This window comes from Rhizobium sp. EC-SD404 (genome assembly GCF_902498825.1).
Classification (GTDB): domain Bacteria; phylum Pseudomonadota; class Alphaproteobacteria; order Rhizobiales; family Rhizobiaceae; genus Georhizobium.
Genome location: NZ_LR701459.1, coordinates 1,529,477 through 1,546,944 on the forward strand (window position 1 = coordinate 1,529,477; position 17,468 = coordinate 1,546,944).

20 protein-coding genes are annotated in these 17,468 nt (G+C 62.2%); 8 read left to right on the forward strand and 12 right to left on the reverse strand.

Annotation, left to right across the window (positions count from 1 at the left end; translation table 11 throughout):
- Nucleotides 1-44 precede the first annotated feature (44 nt).
- From GC125_RS08215 to lgt, 6 genes are all read right to left on the reverse strand, one after another.
- Complete coding sequence (locus tag GC125_RS08215; protein WP_151985242.1) at nt 45-977, reverse strand: ribose-phosphate pyrophosphokinase; 933 nt, start codon at nt 975-977, stop codon at nt 45-47.
- A gap of 89 nt (nt 978-1,066) precedes the next feature.
- Entirely contained in the window at nt 1,067-1,669 is a 603-nt protein-coding gene (locus GC125_RS08220; protein WP_151985243.1) for a hypothetical protein, read from the reverse strand.
- 88 nt (nt 1,670-1,757) lie between these two features.
- Nucleotides 1,758-2,909, reverse strand: a complete 1,152-nt coding sequence (locus GC125_RS08225; RefSeq protein WP_151985244.1) for a M24 family metallopeptidase — start codon at nt 2,907-2,909, stop codon at nt 1,758-1,760.
- Between the two features lie 5 nt (nt 2,910-2,914).
- The gene (gene pgeF / locus GC125_RS08230; protein WP_151985245.1) at nt 2,915-3,709 is read right to left on the reverse strand and encodes a peptidoglycan editing factor PgeF; all 795 of its coding nucleotides are present in this window, start codon (nt 3,707-3,709) and stop codon (nt 2,915-2,917) included.
- A gap of 70 nt (nt 3,710-3,779) precedes the next feature.
- Nucleotides 3,780-4,919: a class I SAM-dependent methyltransferase gene (locus GC125_RS08235; protein ID WP_151985246.1), complete on the reverse strand. Its 1,140-nt coding sequence runs from the start codon at nt 4,917-4,919 to the stop codon at nt 3,780-3,782.
- A gap of 1 nt (nt 4,920) precedes the next feature.
- Nucleotides 4,921-5,781, reverse strand: a complete 861-nt coding sequence (lgt, locus tag GC125_RS08240) for a prolipoprotein diacylglyceryl transferase (RefSeq protein ID WP_151985247.1) — start codon at nt 5,779-5,781, stop codon at nt 4,921-4,923.
- Nucleotides 5,782-5,956: 175 nt separating this feature from the next.
- Between lgt and GC125_RS08245 the strand changes: the two genes are divergently transcribed.
- From GC125_RS08245 to GC125_RS08265, 5 genes are all read left to right on the forward strand, one after another.
- On the forward strand, nt 5,957-6,229 hold the full coding sequence (locus GC125_RS08245; protein WP_151985248.1) for an accessory factor UbiK family protein: 273 nt from the start codon (nt 5,957-5,959) through the stop codon (nt 6,227-6,229).
- A gap of 386 nt (nt 6,230-6,615) precedes the next feature.
- Entirely contained in the window at nt 6,616-7,116 is a 501-nt protein-coding gene (locus GC125_RS08250; RefSeq protein ID WP_151985249.1) for a type III secretion system chaperone family protein, read from the forward strand.
- A 10-nt stretch (nt 7,117-7,126) separates the two neighbouring features.
- Nucleotides 7,127-7,954 carry a pyrroline-5-carboxylate reductase gene (gene proC, locus GC125_RS08255; RefSeq protein WP_151987698.1) on the forward strand — a complete coding sequence of 276 codons (828 nt, stop codon included), beginning with the start codon at nt 7,127-7,129 and terminating at the stop codon, nt 7,952-7,954.
- Nucleotides 7,954-8,304: a tRNA-binding protein gene (locus GC125_RS08260; protein WP_151985250.1), complete on the forward strand. Its 351-nt coding sequence runs from the start codon at nt 7,954-7,956 to the stop codon at nt 8,302-8,304. Before proC ends, GC125_RS08260 begins: the two co-directional genes overlap by 1 nt.
- Before the next feature lie 139 nt (nt 8,305-8,443).
- Nucleotides 8,444-9,595 carry a GGDEF domain-containing protein gene (locus GC125_RS08265; protein WP_151985251.1) on the forward strand — a complete coding sequence of 384 codons (1,152 nt, stop codon included), beginning with the start codon at nt 8,444-8,446 and terminating at the stop codon, nt 9,593-9,595.
- Between the two features lie 17 nt (nt 9,596-9,612).
- Here GC125_RS08265 and GC125_RS08270 read toward each other — a convergent pair whose 3' ends face one another.
- From GC125_RS08270 to GC125_RS08280, 3 genes are read right to left on the reverse strand one after another with little or no spacing between them, the layout of a single operon-like run.
- On the reverse strand, nt 9,613-11,052 hold the full coding sequence (locus GC125_RS08270) for an ATP-binding protein (protein WP_151985252.1): 1,440 nt from the start codon (nt 11,050-11,052) through the stop codon (nt 9,613-9,615).
- Between the two features lie 15 nt (nt 11,053-11,067).
- Complete coding sequence (locus GC125_RS08275) at nt 11,068-11,778, reverse strand: response regulator (protein WP_286165424.1); 711 nt, start codon at nt 11,776-11,778, stop codon at nt 11,068-11,070.
- A 55-nt stretch (nt 11,779-11,833) separates the two neighbouring features.
- Nucleotides 11,834-12,316, reverse strand: a complete 483-nt coding sequence (locus GC125_RS08280; RefSeq protein WP_151985254.1) for a MarR family winged helix-turn-helix transcriptional regulator — start codon at nt 12,314-12,316, stop codon at nt 11,834-11,836.
- Between the two features lie 184 nt (nt 12,317-12,500).
- Here GC125_RS08280 and GC125_RS08285 point away from each other — a divergent pair, with 184 nt between their 5' ends.
- The 3 genes from GC125_RS08285 to GC125_RS08295 all read left to right on the forward strand — a co-directional run bounded on the left by GC125_RS08285 (nt 12,501) and on the right by GC125_RS08295 (nt 15,274).
- Entirely contained in the window at nt 12,501-13,391 is an 891-nt protein-coding gene (locus GC125_RS08285) for a branched-chain amino acid aminotransferase (RefSeq protein WP_151985255.1), read from the forward strand.
- A 118-nt stretch (nt 13,392-13,509) separates the two neighbouring features.
- Nucleotides 13,510-14,523, forward strand: a complete 1,014-nt coding sequence (locus tag GC125_RS08290) for a YrzE family protein (RefSeq protein WP_151985256.1) — start codon at nt 13,510-13,512, stop codon at nt 14,521-14,523.
- 103 nt (nt 14,524-14,626) lie between these two features.
- Nucleotides 14,627-15,274 (forward strand): MBL fold metallo-hydrolase, encoded by a 648-nt coding sequence (locus GC125_RS08295; protein ID WP_151985257.1) that lies wholly within the window; start codon nt 14,627-14,629, stop codon nt 15,272-15,274.
- 67 nt (nt 15,275-15,341) lie between these two features.
- Here the strand turns inward: GC125_RS08295 and GC125_RS08300 are convergent, their stop codons facing one another.
- The 3 genes from GC125_RS08300 to GC125_RS08310 form a co-directional block, all read right to left on the reverse strand.
- Nucleotides 15,342-15,818 carry a BA14K family protein gene (locus tag GC125_RS08300; protein WP_151985258.1) on the reverse strand — a complete coding sequence of 159 codons (477 nt, stop codon included), beginning with the start codon at nt 15,816-15,818 and terminating at the stop codon, nt 15,342-15,344.
- A 215-nt stretch (nt 15,819-16,033) separates the two neighbouring features.
- Nucleotides 16,034-16,249, reverse strand: a complete 216-nt coding sequence (locus GC125_RS08305) for a cold-shock protein (RefSeq protein ID WP_126009215.1) — start codon at nt 16,247-16,249, stop codon at nt 16,034-16,036.
- Nucleotides 16,250-16,531: 282 nt separating this feature from the next.
- Nucleotides 16,532-17,425: a DMT family transporter gene (locus GC125_RS08310; protein WP_151985259.1), complete on the reverse strand. Its 894-nt coding sequence runs from the start codon at nt 17,423-17,425 to the stop codon at nt 16,532-16,534.
- Between the last annotated feature and the right edge of the window lie 43 nt (nt 17,426-17,468).

A 17,468-nucleotide genomic window follows, 5' to 3' on the forward strand; every position in this document is an offset into this window, starting at 1 on the left:
ACATCGTGTCCGGCCTTTTTCATGAGAGCAGTTCGGATCGGCGATCAGTCGAAGAGGCTGGAGACCGATTCTTCAGCAGCCGTCCGGTTGATGGCTTCGCCGATCAGGTTCGCCGTCGTGATGACGCGGATGTTGTGGGCAGCCTGGACTGCCGGCGACGGCTGGATGCTGTCGGTGATGACCAGCTCTTTCAGCTTGGACGAGGTGACACGGGCCACGGCGCCGCCGGATAGCACGCCGTGCGTGATATAGGCGGTGACGCTCGTCGCACCCTGGTTCAACAGCGCTTCGGCCGCGTTGCAGAGCGTTCCGCCGGAATCGACGATGTCGTCGATAAGCAGGCAGTCGCGGCCGACAATGTCGCCGATAACGTTCATCACTTCGGACTCACCCGGGCGATCGCGGCGCTTGTCGACGATGGCGAGCTGCGCATCGAGGCGCTTGGCCAGCGAGCGGGCACGCACCACGCCGCCGACGTCGGGCGAAACGACCGTGATGTTCGACAGATCGTAGTGCTCCTTCACGTCGCGCGACAGGATCGGCACGGCGTAAAGGTTGTCGGTCGGGATATCGAAGAAGCCTTGAATCTGGCCGGCGTGGAGATCAAGCGTCAAAACGCGATCGGCACCGGCATGCGTGATCAGATTGGCGACGAGCTTTGCCGAGATGGGCGTGCGTGGACCGGGTTTGCGGTCCTGGCGGGCATAACCGAAATAGGGCAGCACCGCCGTGATGCGCCGAGCCGACGACCGGCGGAACGCGTCGATCATGATCAACAGTTCCATCAGGTGGTCGTTGGCGGGATAGGAGGTCGACTGGACGACGAAGACGTCCTCGCCGCGCACGTTTTCCTGAATCTCGACGAAGATTTCCTGGTCCGCGAAGCGACGGACGCTGGCCTTGCCGAGCTGCAGGTTGAGATAGGTGCAGATGGCATCAGCAAGCAGCCGGTTGGAGTTGCCCGCGAAAATTTTCATGATTGTCCGCCCGTGATGCGCGCCGTTGCCGGCCTTTTAGCCAGTCTCGTCTCGATTGCAAGCCGCAGTGGTGGATTGATGTCCGACGATCAGCCCTGCCGCTGGCTTTCCCACAGTGTGAAAGCTTGAAGACTCTGCTCCGCCACGCTCTCCATGGCCGCGCTCGGGATGTCATCCCAGGACGTCGCACCTGCCTGGCTCGGCTTTTCGGCCTCGATCGTTCCGCGAATGCGGTGAAGCCTCGTGCCACTGCCGTCGAGCACGTCCCAAACGTAAAAGACCGTGTTTGTGGTCTCGCCGCGCTCCGCCGACAGGTAGCCCTTCAGAACATAAGCGCTGGTCTCGTCCTGAAAGGGCAGGACGGTCAGGCCCAGCCGTCCGGCCTCGGTGCGCAGCCGGCGCGACATGGGCGTCACGGCTTCAAGCGGGGCGCCGATGATCGGCATGAAGCGGATGGTCGGCGTTGCGGACTGGTCCGATGTCGGTGGCACGAGCGCCAGCTCGGCGCCGTCTCCATCTCCAGCCGGCGTCGCGTAGGTGGCAGCGTCGATCTCGATCGGGCTGGTCGGATTGCTGCTCTCGCCGGCCGTCTCGATGGCGGCGACGGGGCCGTCGGTAGATGTGCAGGCGAACAGTCCGGCCAACAGGCCGAGAGCCAAGATTGTCCGGATCGATCCGGGGGCAAGCTTCATGCTTTCGTCCCTATCGCGTCGTCATCCAGCTGGTAGGCGGGCATCTTCTTCCGTCGAATGAACTTATGGTGCGGTGCGATCAGCAGTGTCAACGCTGAATAAGTTCAAGCTTATGTTTGGACAGCGCTTCCGGTGCGCCGGGCGTCGTCAGGTAGGTTTGTCCGAGCGTCATTGCGACTCCCGTGTCGGAATCCATGATGATCATGTGGACGAAGAGCGACATGTCCGGCTCGATCGGCTGCGGGCTTCCCTGATAGAACATCTGGTGTTCCATCCATGACGGCGCGAAACGCGCGCCAAGCGAATAGCCGCAGGCATTCAATCGGTGGCGAGCAAGGCCGCGCTCGTCCATCACGCGGGCATGGACGTCGAAGACATCGCCGAAGGTGTGGCCCGTCGTCAGCACCGGCTCGATCTGCTGGATCGCGTCGAGACAGGCGTCGAAGAGCTCGATGTGGCGCTGCTTGGGCTTGCCGACCATGATCGTGCGCATCATGGCCGCATGGTAGCGCGCGCTGGTGCCTGCCCATTCGAGCGTCAGCTGGTCGGTCTTGTTGAGCTTCCGGCGACCCGACTTGGAGCGGCAGAGCAGGGCATCGTCGCCCGAGCCGATGATGAACTCGTTGCCGGGATATTCGCCGTCGCCGGCCAGCACTGCGCCTTGCATCGCCGCCAACAGGTCGGCTTCGCGCGCCCCGGGCTCGATCAAGGGCAGGGCGGCATCGAGCGACGCATCGGCAAGCTTCGCGGCCTTTCGCACATGGGCGATTTCGGCCGGGCTTTTGGTCAGGCGCAGATTGCTGACGACGTACGACGCATCGATGATCTTGGCGAAGGACTGGAGCTGGTTGTCCAGCCGGCGGGTGTTCGTGCCGGTCAGGCCGTGGGTGTCATACTCGACGCCGATGCGGGCGCCGAGCAGGTCCATCTCATCGAGCAGGTTCTTCAATTCCACCGTCGGATCGGCGTTGGCGCGGTCGGTCCAGACGGTGATGTTCTCGATCGTAGAGGTATGGCGCGCCTGACGAAGATCCGCCGAGCGCGTCAAAAGGCTCATCTGGCCGTCAGCCTTCACGATCAGGGTCTGGAAGAAGCAGAAGCCGAAGGTGTCGTAACCCGTCAGCCAATACATGCTTTCCTGGGCAAACAGCAGCAGCGCGTCGAGCCGCTCCTCCTTCATTGCCATGAGCAGCCGTTCGAGACGGCCGGAATATTCTTCCGGGGCAAAGCGCGGGGCCATAGGGATTACTCCGTGATTGCAATCGCTGCGATCTGCCGACCGTAGTCCGGCTCGCCGCGATGCGTGGTCCGCCTGAAGGAGAAGAAGGCAGACTCGTCTTCATAGGTGCAGTGGCCGGTCCATTCGGCTGCAACGCCGGCCTGTTTCAGCCGCGACAGCGTGTAGGAGGGCAGATCGAACATGGCATGCCCGACACGATCGGCATCGGCAAAAAAGCGCTGGTTGTCCGGATCGGACTCGGTGAAGCGCTCCACGAACTCCGGGCCGACCTCGTAATTGCGTACACTGATGGACGGGCCAAGACTGGCCCGGATCGCGGTGCGGCTGGCGCCGAGCTCCTCCATGGCGGCGATGGTGTTTTCCAGCACGCCGCCCAAGGCGCCGCGCCAGCCCGCATGGGCGGCACCGACGACCCCTGCTTCCGGATCGCAGAACAGGATGGGCCCGCAATCGGCCGTCAGAACGCCGATGACGACGCCGGGGATATTGGTGACGACGGCGTCCGCCTTGGGGCGTTCGTCGCCGAACGAACCGGTTGCGACAACGACATCCGGCGAATGGATCTGATGCGGCGTGGCAAGATCCTCGATCGACCGGCTGAAATGGCTGCAGACGCGCACGCGATTCTCGATGACCGCCGCCCGTTCGTCATTGGAGCCGAGTCCCACATTCAGGCCCTGGTAGATCCCTTGAGAAACGCCTCCGTGACGGGTGAAAAACCCATGGCGGATAGGGGTTCCGCTCGTCGCTTGCGCGATCAGGTCGCTCTCGATCGGCTGGGGTGGTGAACTGGCAAGCATCAATCGTCCCGTCCCTTGGTCGAAGCGCGGCGATGGTGGCGACGGCTCGACAGTCTGTCAATCATCAAGCTCAACGGCGCTTGCTCGCCGGTTCACCGATGCGCGCAAAGGGGGCGAAGTCCATCGGCTGGCCGGAGATGGCAAGCACCTTGAACAATTCGCCCATCCGCCCAGGGCCCGTTCCCGCGATGCGTTCGACCGCGACTTCGATCGCCTTTTGCGTTTCGCGGTCCTTGTCCGCGCCAAGGCGTCCGGCGCGATCGATCAGGCCGAGGCCGAGGAGAAAGTCGCTCTGGCAGGTCAGGCCAAGCACGTGGGCGCCCGAGCCGTGCGCGGCCGCGCCGAGGCTCGCGAAATCCACATGGCTGGTCAGGTCGGCTTCTCCGGGATGCGCAAGCGGGTCGTCGAAGCCGTGGTTGCGCATGGCCTGGAGCGTGTCGCCGAAGCCCGGCACGCGGTGGCCATAGTCGATCACGGCCGCCAGCCCGCCTTCAGCGCGGAGCTTCGTCGCAAGCGCTTCCATGAACGCTTCACGGATGGGGGAGGCTTCGAACACGGTTCCCTCGGGCTGGTTTTCCCAGTCATGGGGAAGGGCGCTTGCCTCGATGACGGCCGGTCCGATGCCGAACGTCAAATCGCCCGCGGCGTCGAGGCCTATTACCTTCTCGCGGAACGCCGATCCGGATTTCACGAATTGCCGGATGGGGAGCGCGTCAAAGAGCTCATTGGCGGCAAGCAGCAGGTGTCCTCGCGGCAGATCCTCCAAGCGCTCGTGCCATGAGCAGAGATCGGAATAGTCCTGTAGCGTCTCGGCCTGGATGGTGCGCAGGCGAGGACTCGTCTCCACCAGGTGAGCGCTCCAGCCGGCCATGTCGGCGCCCAGCACCTTGCGGATCGTGCGGAGCATGTCCTTCATCAGCGTGCCGCGGCCCGGTCCCAGTTCCACCAGGCGCACGGGTCTCGGCATCCCGGCAGCCTGCCAGCCGCCGAGCAGGAAGATCGCGATCATCTCCCCGAACAGTTGGGTGACTTCCGGCGCGGTGATGAAATCGCCGGATGCGCCGAACGGCTCGCGCGTCATGTAGTAGCCGTGTTGAGGATCGGACAGGCAGATGTGGAAATAGTCGGAGACGCTCAGCGGTCCGCCCGTTTCGATCAGGCGGACGATCTTGTCTGCAAGAGGCGTCTTGCGCGGTGGGCGCCCGCTCATCTCAGGATGGAGAGCCGCTTGTCGACACCACTTTGCGGCCACCGGCGGTGGCCATGGCCCACAGGCCAGCGGCGAGCATCGGCAGCGACAGGAGCATGCCCATGGTGAGCCAGCCGCCCGAGAGGTAGCCGATATGGGCATCCGGCTCGCGGAAGAACTCCACGAAGATGCGCGAGGCTGCGTAGCCCGCCACAAAGGTGCCGGCAATGAAGCCCGGCTGCTTCAATTTCCGGCCGAAATGGATCAGCAGCCAGATCACGAGAAAGAGCACGATGCCTTCGAGCGCCGCTTCGTAGAGCTGGCTCGGATGTCGCGGCTCCGGACCACCGGTCGGGAAGACGAATGCCCACGGCACGTCCGTCGGACGTCCCCAGAGCTCAGAATTGATGAAGTTCGCGAGACGTCCGAAGAGAAGGCCGATCGGAACGACCGCTGCCACAGTGTCGAGGAGCGTCCAGACGGGGATCTGGCGCGATCGCGCAAAGAGGATGATCGCTATCGTTGTCCCGAGGAAGCCGCCATGGAACGACATGCCCCCGGTCCAAACGGCGAAGATCGACAGAGGGTTCGCCAGGAAACTGGCGAAATCGTAGAACAGCACGTAGCCGATGCGGCCACCGGCGACGATGCCGACCGCTGCCCAAAGCAGGAAATCGTCGAGGTCCGTCAGTGTCATGGGCGCGCGGCCCGTCGGCCACAGACGATCGTTTGCGACGAGCCTGCGGGCATAGAACCAGCCGAGGATGATGCCGGCCACATAGGCCAGTCCGTACCAGCGAACGGCAATGGGGCCGAGTTGCACGATGACGGGATCGATCGTCGGGAAGGGAAGGACCGCAAGCGGTGTCAGGAGATAGTCCAAGCTCTCGGAACCCTGGTTGATGGCGGGCGGAAGATGACGATGGAACGTGGTGCGGTCAAGGCAGGAGACACAAACGCCCCGACCGTCCTCTATTCGCTTGAATTTGGGGCCTCGCGCTCCTAGTTCGAAGGCTTAAAGGTCGTGGTCGGCCTGACACAGACAGAAAGGGTATTCCATGGCCTCCGGATCAAACCGAATCCTCGACGAATTCGCCAAGCTGATGACCGACGCCGCTGGCACGGCGCAGAGCGTTCGGCAGGAATTCGAAACTGCCTTTCGCAGCCAGGCCGAGCGCGTCATGAACACCATGGACGTCGTCAAGCGCGAGGAATTCGAGGCCGTCCGCGATATGGCGATCAAGGCGCGCGACGAGAACGAACGTCTTCTGAAACGCATCGAAGCCCTCGAAGGCAGGGCCCCAACGAGCACCGCCGACAAGATCGGCTGATCAGTCGTGCCTTCCCGGGACGTGTCCCGAGGGGCCAGAGCACTTATCCATAGTTTTTTAACCACAGCCTTCCGGCATCGGCTGGAAGCAAAAAGACGAGGCGGCAGAGTCAGTTATGACTCACCGCTGAATCTGTCTTGCAGGAACTGTCCACACCCCATTTCCATCCTCTGTCGTGACAGGGCTGGCGCAAGCAATCTCCCGTTATAGACTGATTTTTAATGATGATTCGAAACGGGCTCTTTGAGTTCGGCTTGGCGCATGATGCGCTTGGTGAATACGGATCGTCGTCCAAGGGGTAGGTCCGGCAAGACTGTCGTAGAAGCGCCGCGGTTCCTGATTGAAGGGATGCGGGTGCGACGGTTCCGGCTGACAAAGGGTGTGGCATGAGCCTTCATGAAGTGAGCTTCGAACGCGCAACGAATCCGGTCGATATGATCGAGTTCGTGGCTGCGACGAACCAATGGTCGTTCGAGCGCTCAGGCGAAGACGAAATCGCCATGACGGTCGAAGGTAAGTGGTCCGACTACCACATCTCCTTCTCCTGGATGGAGGAGTTTGAGGCGCTGCATCTGGCTTGCGCATTCGATATGAAGGTGGCGCCGAGCCGCGTCACCGAGGTCGTGCGGCTTCTGTCGCTGGTCAACAGTCAGGTGCTGATGGGCCATTTCGATCTCTGGGAGCAGGAAGACGTCGTGATCTTCCGCCAGTCGCTGCTTCTGGCCGGCGGGGCGGAGCCCACCAATCAGCAGGTGGAAGTGTTGCTTTCGAGCGCGCTCGAGACTTGCGAGATCTATTTCCAGGCTTTCCAGTTCGTGGTCTGGTCCGGCATGGAAGCCAAAAGCGCTCTGGAAACGGTCCTGTTCGAGACCGTCGGCGAGGCTTAAGGCCTTGGCGATCGACGATATCGCAGCACACGGGCCTGTCGTCCTCGTCGGCGCAGGCAACATGGGCGGCGCCATGCTGCGCGGCTGGGTTGCCGCCGGTCTGACGGGTGCGGATATCCGCATCGTCGATCCGAAACCATCTCCATCGATGGCGGCCTATTGCGAAGCGGCGGGTATCCAGGTCGATGCCGCGGCTTCCGGTGACGTAAAGGCCGGCATCCTCTTCGTCGCGGTCAAGCCGCAGGCCATGGCGGCGGTGCTGCCGACCCTGCGGCCGATGGTGGACGCGCAGACGGTTGCCGTATCGGTCGCCGCCGGCACGACGATCGATACATTACGCGACGGCCTGGGCGCCGAAGCCATCGTGCGTGCCATGCCGAATACGCCGGCGATGGTGGGGCGGGGTATCACGGCAGCCGTTCCTACGGATGCGGTCGATGCGCAGCAGAAATCGGCAGTCGATGCACTGCTTGCCGTTTCCGGCCCGGTGGAATGGCTCGAGGACGAAGCGCTGATTGATGCGGTCACGGCGGTTTCGGGCAGCGGCCCTGCCTACGCTTTCCACCTCGTCGAATGCATGGCCGAAGCCGGGCGCAAGGCAGGACTGCCTGCCGATCTCGCGATGCGCCTGGCGCGCGCGACGGTTTCGGGCGCCGGAGAGCTCATGCACCGCTCCACGGATGATGCCGAAACGCTGCGCAAGAACGTGACCTCGCCGAATGGCACCACGGCGGCGGCGCTTTCCGTGCTCATGGAAGATGGGGCGATGCAGCACCTCTTCGACAGGGCAGTTGCGGCCGCCAAGAACAGATCCGAAGAATTGTCCAAGAGCGAATAATGAGCGAAGAGACAAGTCCCGAGATCGCCTGGAGCGACTTCGAGAAAGTCGATATCCGCGTCGGCACCATCGTGGAAGCGGAGCCGTTTCCCGAGGCGCGGAAGCCGGCAATCAAGCTCAGGATCGATTTCGGGCCGCTCGGCATCAAGAAGTCATCGGCCCAGATCACCAAGCATTATGCGCCCGGTGAACTGATCGGCCGTCAGGTGATCGCGGTCGTGAACTTTCCGCCAAGGCAGATCGGGCCGATGCGGTCCGAAGTGCTGACGCTCGGATTGCCCGACGAAGAGGGCGAGGTGGTGCTGGCGGCCATCGATAAGATCGTGCCGAACGGTGGCCGTCTGTTTTGAGACGGGCGTGTCTTCAGTTTAACCATTTGAGCACCACGGATGGCAAAACCATCCAACAATTGCGTCGTTCTCCGGCAGATTGACTCGCTCTTAGGGTATCAGGCCCGAAGGTGATGCCGTTATCGGGCAGGGCGTGGGTATGGGCTTCGATCAAGTGTCCCTTCTCGCGGCGATCGGTTTTTCCGGTGCCGCATTGTGCGTCACCCTGCTGGGGGCTTGGATGGGTGCGCGCGCCGATCGCTTCCTGCTCAACTGGTCTGGCGGCTTGGCAGCCATCGTCACCGGCGTGATCCTGTTTTCGATCCTGGGCGAAAGCTACAACGAACCCCTCCAACTCGCATCGTTCCTGGCCTTCCTCGCCGGTTTCGGCCTGATCTATGGCGGATCCATGCAGTTTCGTACCGGACGCGCCAACTGGCGCCTCGTCGGATTTGCCGTCTTTGCGGGTGTCGCGCCCACCACCGTTGCCTTCCTGCTCGGTTACTCCGGCATCGGGACAATCGTCGGAAACACGATGATCGGTACTCTCCTGCTTCTGATCGCCCGAGAATATTGGGCCGGCCGGCAGGAAGTGCCGCTCGCCATGACGACCGGCGCGATGCTCTACGTCGCCACTGCGATCTCATTCTACCTCTGCGGTTTCGTCCTGGCTGCCGAGGGGCGGTGGGTCTTGACCGAGCGGCCATCGAACTGGGCGGAAGACCTGAATTCGATCGTCGCCATCGTTGGCCTTACGGGCATCGGCGCGCTCTCGCTCGGCGTCAACCAGTCGCGCATCGCCCGTTATCATCATCTTCAGGCGCAGACCGATCCATTGACCGGGCTTTTGAATCGGCGCGGCCTTTCAGAGCGCTATGGCACCGTCACGCACAATGCTCGTTCAGCCGTGATCGTCTTCGACCTCGATCGCTTCAAGGCGATCAATGATCTCTATGGCCATGGCGTCGGCGACCTCGTGCTCTCGCGTTTTGCAGGCGTCGTAATGGCGAATATCCGTTCGAGCGACATTGCTGCGCGGTTCGGAGGCGAGGAGTTTTGCGTGATCCTCCAGGACGCCGACCAGCGGACGGCCGTCGCGATCGCCGAACGCATCCGCCACGAGCTGGCGTCGCAACTCTTTGCATCCGAAGGCCGCGGCATTGCAGCCACCGTCAGTGCCGGTGTTGCCGTCGGCTCGAAGCGTGGGCAGCCTATCGAGGGGCTGATCGCAGTCGCCGACGATGCCCTCTATCGGGCAAAGACCGAAGGACGTAACCGCGTTCGAAGCGGCCCCTATCCCAGAGCTGCCTGACCGTTCTAGCTACTTGTTCAGGCCGGCACGCGGATGATTGAGCGAAGGCCGCCGATGGGGCTCTCATCCAGTATCACGTCGCCGCCGTGGCTGCGTGCGATGTCGCGGGCGATGGCGAGGCCGAGCCCGGTGCCGCTCTCGTTGAGGTTTCTCGCCTCATCCAGCCGAAAGAACGGCTTGAAGACATCTTCGCGCGCCTCCGGCGGGATGCCGGGGCCGTCGTCGTCGACCGTGATGGTCAGCCAGCGCGGTCCGTGATTGGCGGAAAGCCGCACATTGTCGGCATATCGAAACGCGTTTGACGTGAGGTTGTGCACGAGCCGCGAGAAGGCATTTGGGCGGACATTGACCAGCGGATCGCCCTCGATTGAGATCATGATCCCGGATTCGAGGAGCGCCGCTTCGTCGCGGATGCGGCCGAACAGGGTCTCGATGTTCAGCGTGCCAATGTCTTCCTCTGCTTCGCCCTTGGCGAAGGAGAGGTAGCCCTCCAGCATCAACTGCATGTCCTCGACATCCTGGTTCAGGCTCTTGACCTCGGGACCGTCGCCGAGGAAGGCCAGTTGTAGCTTGAAGCGCGTCAGGATGGTGCGCAGATCGTGGCTCACGCCGGAAAGCATCGCCGTGCGCTGTTCGATCTGGCGCTCGATGCGCTCGCGCATCTGGATGAAGGCCTGACCCGCCCGTCGCACTTCGTCGGCGCCACGCGGCTGGAACCCGGTCAGCTTCTGGCCCTTGCCGAAATGCTCCGCCGCTTCGGCAAGCTTCAGGATCGGCCGGATCTGGCCGCGCAGGAACAGAATGGCGATGGCGAGCAGAACAAGCGAGGTGATCACCATCCAGAGCAGGAAGATATGGGTGTTGGACGCATAGGCCTGGCTGCGCCGCGCGAAGATCCGGAGAATTGAATTGTCCATCTGGATGCGGACTTCGACGAGATCGGAGTTTCCGACCGTGTCGATCCAGAAGGGACGGCGCACCTGGCGGGACAGTTCCTGCGACAGGATGCGATCGAGGATCGAAAAGAACGGCTTGGGCTGGGGCGGGGGCAGGTCGCCCGGCGGTTCGATGGCGATGTTCAGCGCCAGGCGCTCGCGCGCAATCCGGATGATCTCGGCGTGGTCCGGCGTTTGCGGATAGGTTTCGATGACGTCGATGATCGCCGCGATGTCCCGCGTGACGGCCGTCGACAGACGCTGCGTCACGGTCTGCCAGTGACGTTCCATGAAGTTGAAGGCGATCACCGACTGCAGGATCACCATCGGCAGAATGATGATCAGAAGCGCGCGTGCGTAAAGACCGCGTGGCACGCGCCGTTTGAGCCAGCGCGTTACGCGCCGTAGGCCGCTGACCGGGCGGCGATCTTCCTGCGTAGTCGCAGACAAGGACGGCTGGCCGGGAACCGCCTGTGGCGGTGCCTTGGCCGCATCGGTCGGCTGTCTCTCATGCCGGCCCATCGGCCAAGCCTCCGTCTATTCCACGCTGAGGCGATAGCCGATGCCCCTGACGGTCTGCAGCCAGATGGGGTTGGCGGGATCGGTCTCGATCTTGCGGCGCAGGCGGTTGATCTGCACGTCGATCGTGCGCTCGCCCACTTCCGCATCGGATCCGACGAGTTCGTGCCGGGGGATCGTTTCACCGGCGCGTTCGGCGAACTGCGTCATGATTTCCTGCTCACGGTCTGTGAGGCGGATCGGCTCCCCGGCGCGTTTCAGTTCGCGCTTTGTGATCACGAAGGTGTAGGGCCCGAAGACGACCTGTTCGATCTTCGGCGTTGTCGGCTGGGCGCCGCGCTTCAAGATGTTGCTGACCCTGAGCGCCAGCTCCCGCGGCTCGAACGGCTTCGGCAGGTAATCGTCGGCGCCGGCTTCCAACCCTTCGATGCGGTGGTCGGCTTCGGTCAATGCCGTCAGCATGAGGATCGGCACGTCTTTCACGGCCCGCAGGCTGCGCGTGAGGTCAACGCCGGACTCACCGGGCATCATCACGTCGAGGATAAGCAGATCGAAATCGATCCCCTCGAGCTTGCGGCGCGCTTCGGCTGCGTCCGCTGCGGTAGTGACGCGGAACCCACGCTCGGAGAGATACCGCTTCAGGAGATCGCGGATACGGGTGTCGTCGTCGACAACGAGAAGATGGGCGGCATCGTCGGAAATCGGCTCAGGCGATGGATTTTGCGTCACGCAGTACCTCTCCAATCCTTTGCGCGCCGGGCGGCCTTGATCCGCTTGCCCACCGCTACTTGCCCCCATCCAGCATGCCGCGCAGAAAACCCACGATGGTATCGCGGCTCCCGGCAGGCAAATCGCGCAATGCCTTCGCGATACGGCGAGACTGTGGCTTCGCCAGATCGAGGGCGAGTTTGCGCCCTTTTTCGGTCGTATACAACTTCCGCTGCCGCCTGTCTTCAGCACCCATGACCTGATGGATATGGCCTGAATCAACCAACTGTTTCAGCACGCGGGCGAGGCTCTGTTTGGTGATGCGCAAGGTGTCGAGCAGATCGGCAACAGTCAGGCCGGGTTGGCGATCGACGAAGTGGAGCACGCGGTGGTGCGCCCGTCCAAACTCGATGCGCTGGAGGATCTGGTCAGGGTCCGAGGTGAAGTCGCGATAGGCGAAAAACAGAAGCTCGATGAGTTCCGTGTCGATGGATGCGAGTTCCGAAGCCTGGCTTCTGCCTGCCTCGGCTTCCTGCGGTTTTGTTGCGCCTGGTGCCATCGTCGCGTTCGATCCTTTCAGATATGTCAGGCATATTGACATATTTTGACCGGATTGCTAGCTTTTCGTTCTGCCTCACACTGTACCAGCTGGGTTCGACGCGCAGCCGGGTTCATGCAGATGGGCGTCCACAACTAGAGCCGCAACCGATCCACAAGAGCTCCGGCGCGGCGGAGGAAACACGATGGCTTCCGTTCCTTTCGATCAACTCGATGGCCACATCTGGTTCAATGGCGAATTCGTGCCCTGGAAGGATGCGAAGATTCACGTGTTGACGCATGGTCTTCACTACGCGTCGTCGGTGTTCGAAGGCGAGCGGGCCTATGGCGGTCGCATCTTCAAGCTGACCGAACACACCGAGCGCCTCATCAAGTCGGGCGAAATCCTCGGGTTCGAAATCCCGTACAGCGTTGCCGAAATCGATGACGCGTGCATCAAGCTTCTGGAAATGCAGGGCTTCCAGGATGCCTATGTTCGCCCGATCGCCTGGCGCGGGTCGGAAATGATGGGCGTCTCGGCTCAGGCCAACCGCATCAATGTCGCGATCGCCATCTGGCAGTGGCCGAGCTACTTCAAGCCGGAAGAGAAACTGAAAGGCATCCGTCTGGACATGGCGGAATATCGCCGTCCGGATCCGCGCACCGCTCCCTCCAAGTCGAAGGCTGCCGGCCTCTACATGATCTGCACCCTCTCGAAACACGCAGCCGAGAAAAAGGGCTATGCCGATGCGCTGATGCTCGACTGGCGCGGCCAGGTTGCCGAGGCGACGGGCGCCAACGTGTTCTTCGTCAAGGATGGCGTCATCCACACGCCGACGCCCGATTGCTTCCTCGACGGGATCACGCGCCGCACGGTCATCGATCTCGCCAAGCGTCGCGGCTATGAAGTCGTGGAACGGGCGATTATGCCGGAAGAACTGGAAGGCTTCGAGCAGTGCTTCCTGACCGGCACGGCGGCGGAAGTGACGCCCGTATCGGAAATCGGTCCCTACAGCTTCACCGTCGGCGAAATCGCGACCAATCTCGTCAACGACTACGCCGCCGAAGTGCAGCCGAAGCGTCTCGCCGCCGAATAGACCTATCGTTCCGGCGGATCACGAAATGTGATCCGTCGGAACGATTTCTGAGTGAACCTCGTTTCAGAGACGTCACGCCGCGCAATTCGCGCGGCTTTCTCTATCTTGGAAAACTCAGATGATTGATCGACACGGCGTTGTAACCCCCGTCGCTTCGTGGGGCAGCATTTTTGGCGGCGCAGTGACTGTCATTGCTGTCTCCATTCTCCTTTCACTCCTTGGTGCCGGCCTCGGTTTCGGTGCCGTCGATCCACAGTCGAACGACCCGATGGGCGGTATCGGTGTCGGCTTCGGCATCTGGTCCGTGCTGTCGCTCTTCATTAGCCTTGCCGCAGGCGGTTTCGTCGCCGGCTATCTCTCGCTGCAGGCGGGTTGGGTTCACGGGCTTCTCTCATGGGCGACGGCCCTGATTGCTGCTGTCGTTCTGTCGGCATTCGCCATCAGCGGTGCGGCGCAGCTCGCAGGATCGGCGATCGGTTCGGTCGCATCGCTGACGGGCTCGGCCGTTTCAGCCACGGCAGGCGTCGGCGGCGACGCAATTTCCGCCGTCGTCTCCAATTTCGACGAAGACCAGTTCACCGATGTGGACGTGGAAGGTGCCGCAGACGACATTCGCGCGCTGCTTCAGGATACCGACATCGAGGCGCTCCAGCCGGAAGCGATCGGCGAAGAGCTCGAAGGCGCCCGGAGTGATGTTGCCGACGCTTTCGAAGCGCTCCGCAGCAACCCGACCGAGTATGCGGCGGTGCTCGAAAACCTCGGCAATGACCTGCAAACGCGTGTGGAAGGGTTCGGCGAAGAGATCGATCGCGATGCTGTCGTCGCTTCGCTTACCGAAAATACCGATATGACCCAGCAGGAAGCGGAGCAGGCGACAGACCAGGCGATTGCCCGTTACGAAGAGTTCACGACTTCTGTGCGCGAACAGGTCGATGCAGCAGTCCAGTCGGTCCAGGATCTCGGCACAGAAATAGAGCAGTTGGAAGCGCGGGCGCGGGAGCAGGCGGCTCAGGCAGCCGATGCGATTTCCAGCGCGTCGCTCTGGGCGTTCCTCGCTTGCCTGATCGGTGCCGCGATTTCAGCGGTCGCAGGATATGCCGGCAGCCGGACGCGTGAGCTCGCCGAACTTTAAGCATTGCGCTTTCGATGGGGATTTCCAGGGCCGTCTCTTCGAGGCGGCCCTTTTCACGTTGGGCGCAAGGTGATAGCCCGCGTCAGCAACAGGGTATGAGCAGATGGGACAACTTCAGGCGGGCATCATCCCGGTCACTGCATTTCAGCAGAACTGCACGATCCTCTTCGACAGCGAGACCAAGCGTGGCGTTGTCGTCGATCCGGGTGGTGAGGTGGACAAGATCCAGGAGGTGATTGCGCAGAACGGCCTTGTGATCGAGGCGATCTGGCTGACGCATGGACATATCGACCATGCGGGCGGTGCCATGGAGCTGAAGGAAGCGCTTGGTGTCGATATCGTCGGCCCGCACAAGGATGATGATTTTCTTCTTCAGGGGCTGGAAGAGCAGGGTCGCCGTTTCGGCGTCGACGATCCGGTACGCAATTGCACGCCCGATCGCTGGCTCGAGGATGGTGACAGCCTGACGGCTGGCGGTCACGTCTTCACCGTGCGGCATTGCCCGGGACATGCGCCTGGCCACGTCATATTCGTCAATGACGACGCGAAGTTCGCGCATGTCGGCGACGTTCTCTTTCGCGGTTCGATCGGCCGGACGGATCTGCCGGGCGGTGACCACGATACGCTCCTGCAATCGATCAAGGACAAGGTCCTGCCGCTCGGCGACGATTTCGGCTTTCTCTGCGGCCATGGGCCTGGCGGCCGCATCGGCGAAGAGCGCCTCACCAATCCCTATCTGAAGGGTCTTTGACCCAGAAAACGAAAAAAAGGCCGGTTCCCGCGAACCGGCCTTTGTCGTTGGGGCATTCAATCGATCGTCAGTTGGCGACGCAGAAGCGTTCCTGACCGTCATAACCGACGAAGGTGCCCGAAGACGGGTCGAAGGACCGGTAGCGGCTCGAGCAGTAATCGTACCAGGCCGGGCTCCAGGGCTGATAACCCTGGCTGACGACCGGCCGGTAGACCGGTGCCGGGCGATAGGCTGGTGCCGGATGGTAGACGGGCGCAGGCCGGAAGGCAGGCTGATAGCTGGGTGCCGGCGGGTAATAGGTTGGCTGCGGCGGATAGTAGGTCGGCGCCGGGTCGATGTAGACGCGGCGATTGTTGTTGCTGTCAACGATCGCGCCGCCGATGATGGCGCCTGCGGCGAGACCCAGCACGCCAAGGGCGACTGCGTCGCCGCGATCACGGTTATTGTGCCAATGGCGATGGCCGGCTTCGGCAGGAGCCAGCGTGGTGAAGAGGGTCGCCGCTGCGGCGACACCGAGAACAAGCATCTGCGACAATTTCTTCATGGTCTCAATCCCCAAGGAGCCTCGCTCCTGAACACAACCCCCGCAGCCAATGGAAGCGCCGGGCGATGATGAGAATTTATCCACCGCTGCCTGAACGCTGGCTGAACAAATTCCATGGGTCCATCGCCGGGTGACTTTTCATATGCGAGAGGATCGCCCGGCCACGCATGACCGGGAGCCCTTACTCTCTCATCCAATTACCAGGAACGGGCCGATCAGCCGTCCACGGCGAGATTGACTGCTTTCGGCCCCTTTCCGTGCCGATCGGGCTCGGTATCGAACTTGACCTTCTGGTTCTCGGCCAGTCCCGACAAGCCAGATGCCTGCACTGCGGATATATGGACGAAGATATCGGCGCCCCCCCTGTCGGGTTTGATGAAGCCGAAGCCTTTTTCGGAATTGAAGAATTTGACTGTACCGGTCTCGGGCATTCTACGCAGTCCCTTGTTCCGCCGCCCGCTGGGTGGCGTGCGGCCATGCCTGAACGACCCCACTGCATGCATGGGGCATGCGTCGGTCTCGATCGGTAATGAAGGGAAAAGTTTTCGTGTTGTCGCGGTTGCCAATGCTTTTGAGAAGCAAGGTCAAGTCTTTCCGCCCGGAGGATTCTTGCGTCTCCGGAACGCATCTTTCCTTCGTTCGCGACGGGTCCGAACAATAGGAAGACTGATTGAACTCTTTCAAATTCGCAAGTGAAAGTTTCTTGCGTTTTCTCAATCGGAGACGGCCGATTTTCTGGCTTGCCGCGCAGGCAGGACCTCGATGAGCAGGATGGCCAAGAAGATGAGCAGGCCGCCGAGATAGCCGAGGCCACCGATGGTTTCGCCGAGCAGCACGGCACCGAAAAGGGCGGCAAAGAGCACTTCGGTTGAGAGCAGAATAGCGGCGGTGGCGGGTGCTGCATAGCGCTGGCCGATGGCCTGCAGGGTAAAGGCGAGGCCGCTCGCGATGGCGCCCGCGTAAAGAATTTCCGGCAATGCCGCCTGGATGGCGGTCCATTCGATCGGTTCGAAGGTGAGGGCGGCTGCAAGGCCAAGCAGGGTGCAGACGCTGAACTGCACGAAAGCCAATGCGATCGGGCGGCCGGTCATCGATGCCTGACGTCCGACCAGGATCACCTGCATGGCCCAGAACACTGCGGCGAGAATTGTGAGGAGGTCGCCCGGTCGGAGCGAGGCGAGCGCGCCATCGGAGAGGAGCACGAGGCCGGCAAAGGCAAGAATCGCACCCGGCCAAACGACTGGATGCGGCGGCCGCCGCAGGATGACCGTCATAAGGATGGGAACGAAGACGACGTAGAGACCGGTCAGAAATCCGGAATTTGTCACGGTCGTGGTCACCAGGCCGATCTGCTGAAAGACGATGCCACCGAAAAGCGCGAGGCCAGCGAGAATGAAGCCGGGGCTGAAGACGATGACGGCGCCACTTGCCGCCCTTCGACCTTCGGCGATCGCAAAGGGAAGCGTGACAAGCATGGCGATGGCGGAGCGCAAGGCAACGAACAGCAGCGGGCCAATCGCGTCCATCGCGGTCGATTGTGCCACGAACCCCATACCCCATATGGCGCCGGCGGTCAGCAGCATCGAGTTGGCGAACAGACGGGACATCGAAAACCGGCGGAAAGGAGGGGGGCAGGACGACTGGAGGGCT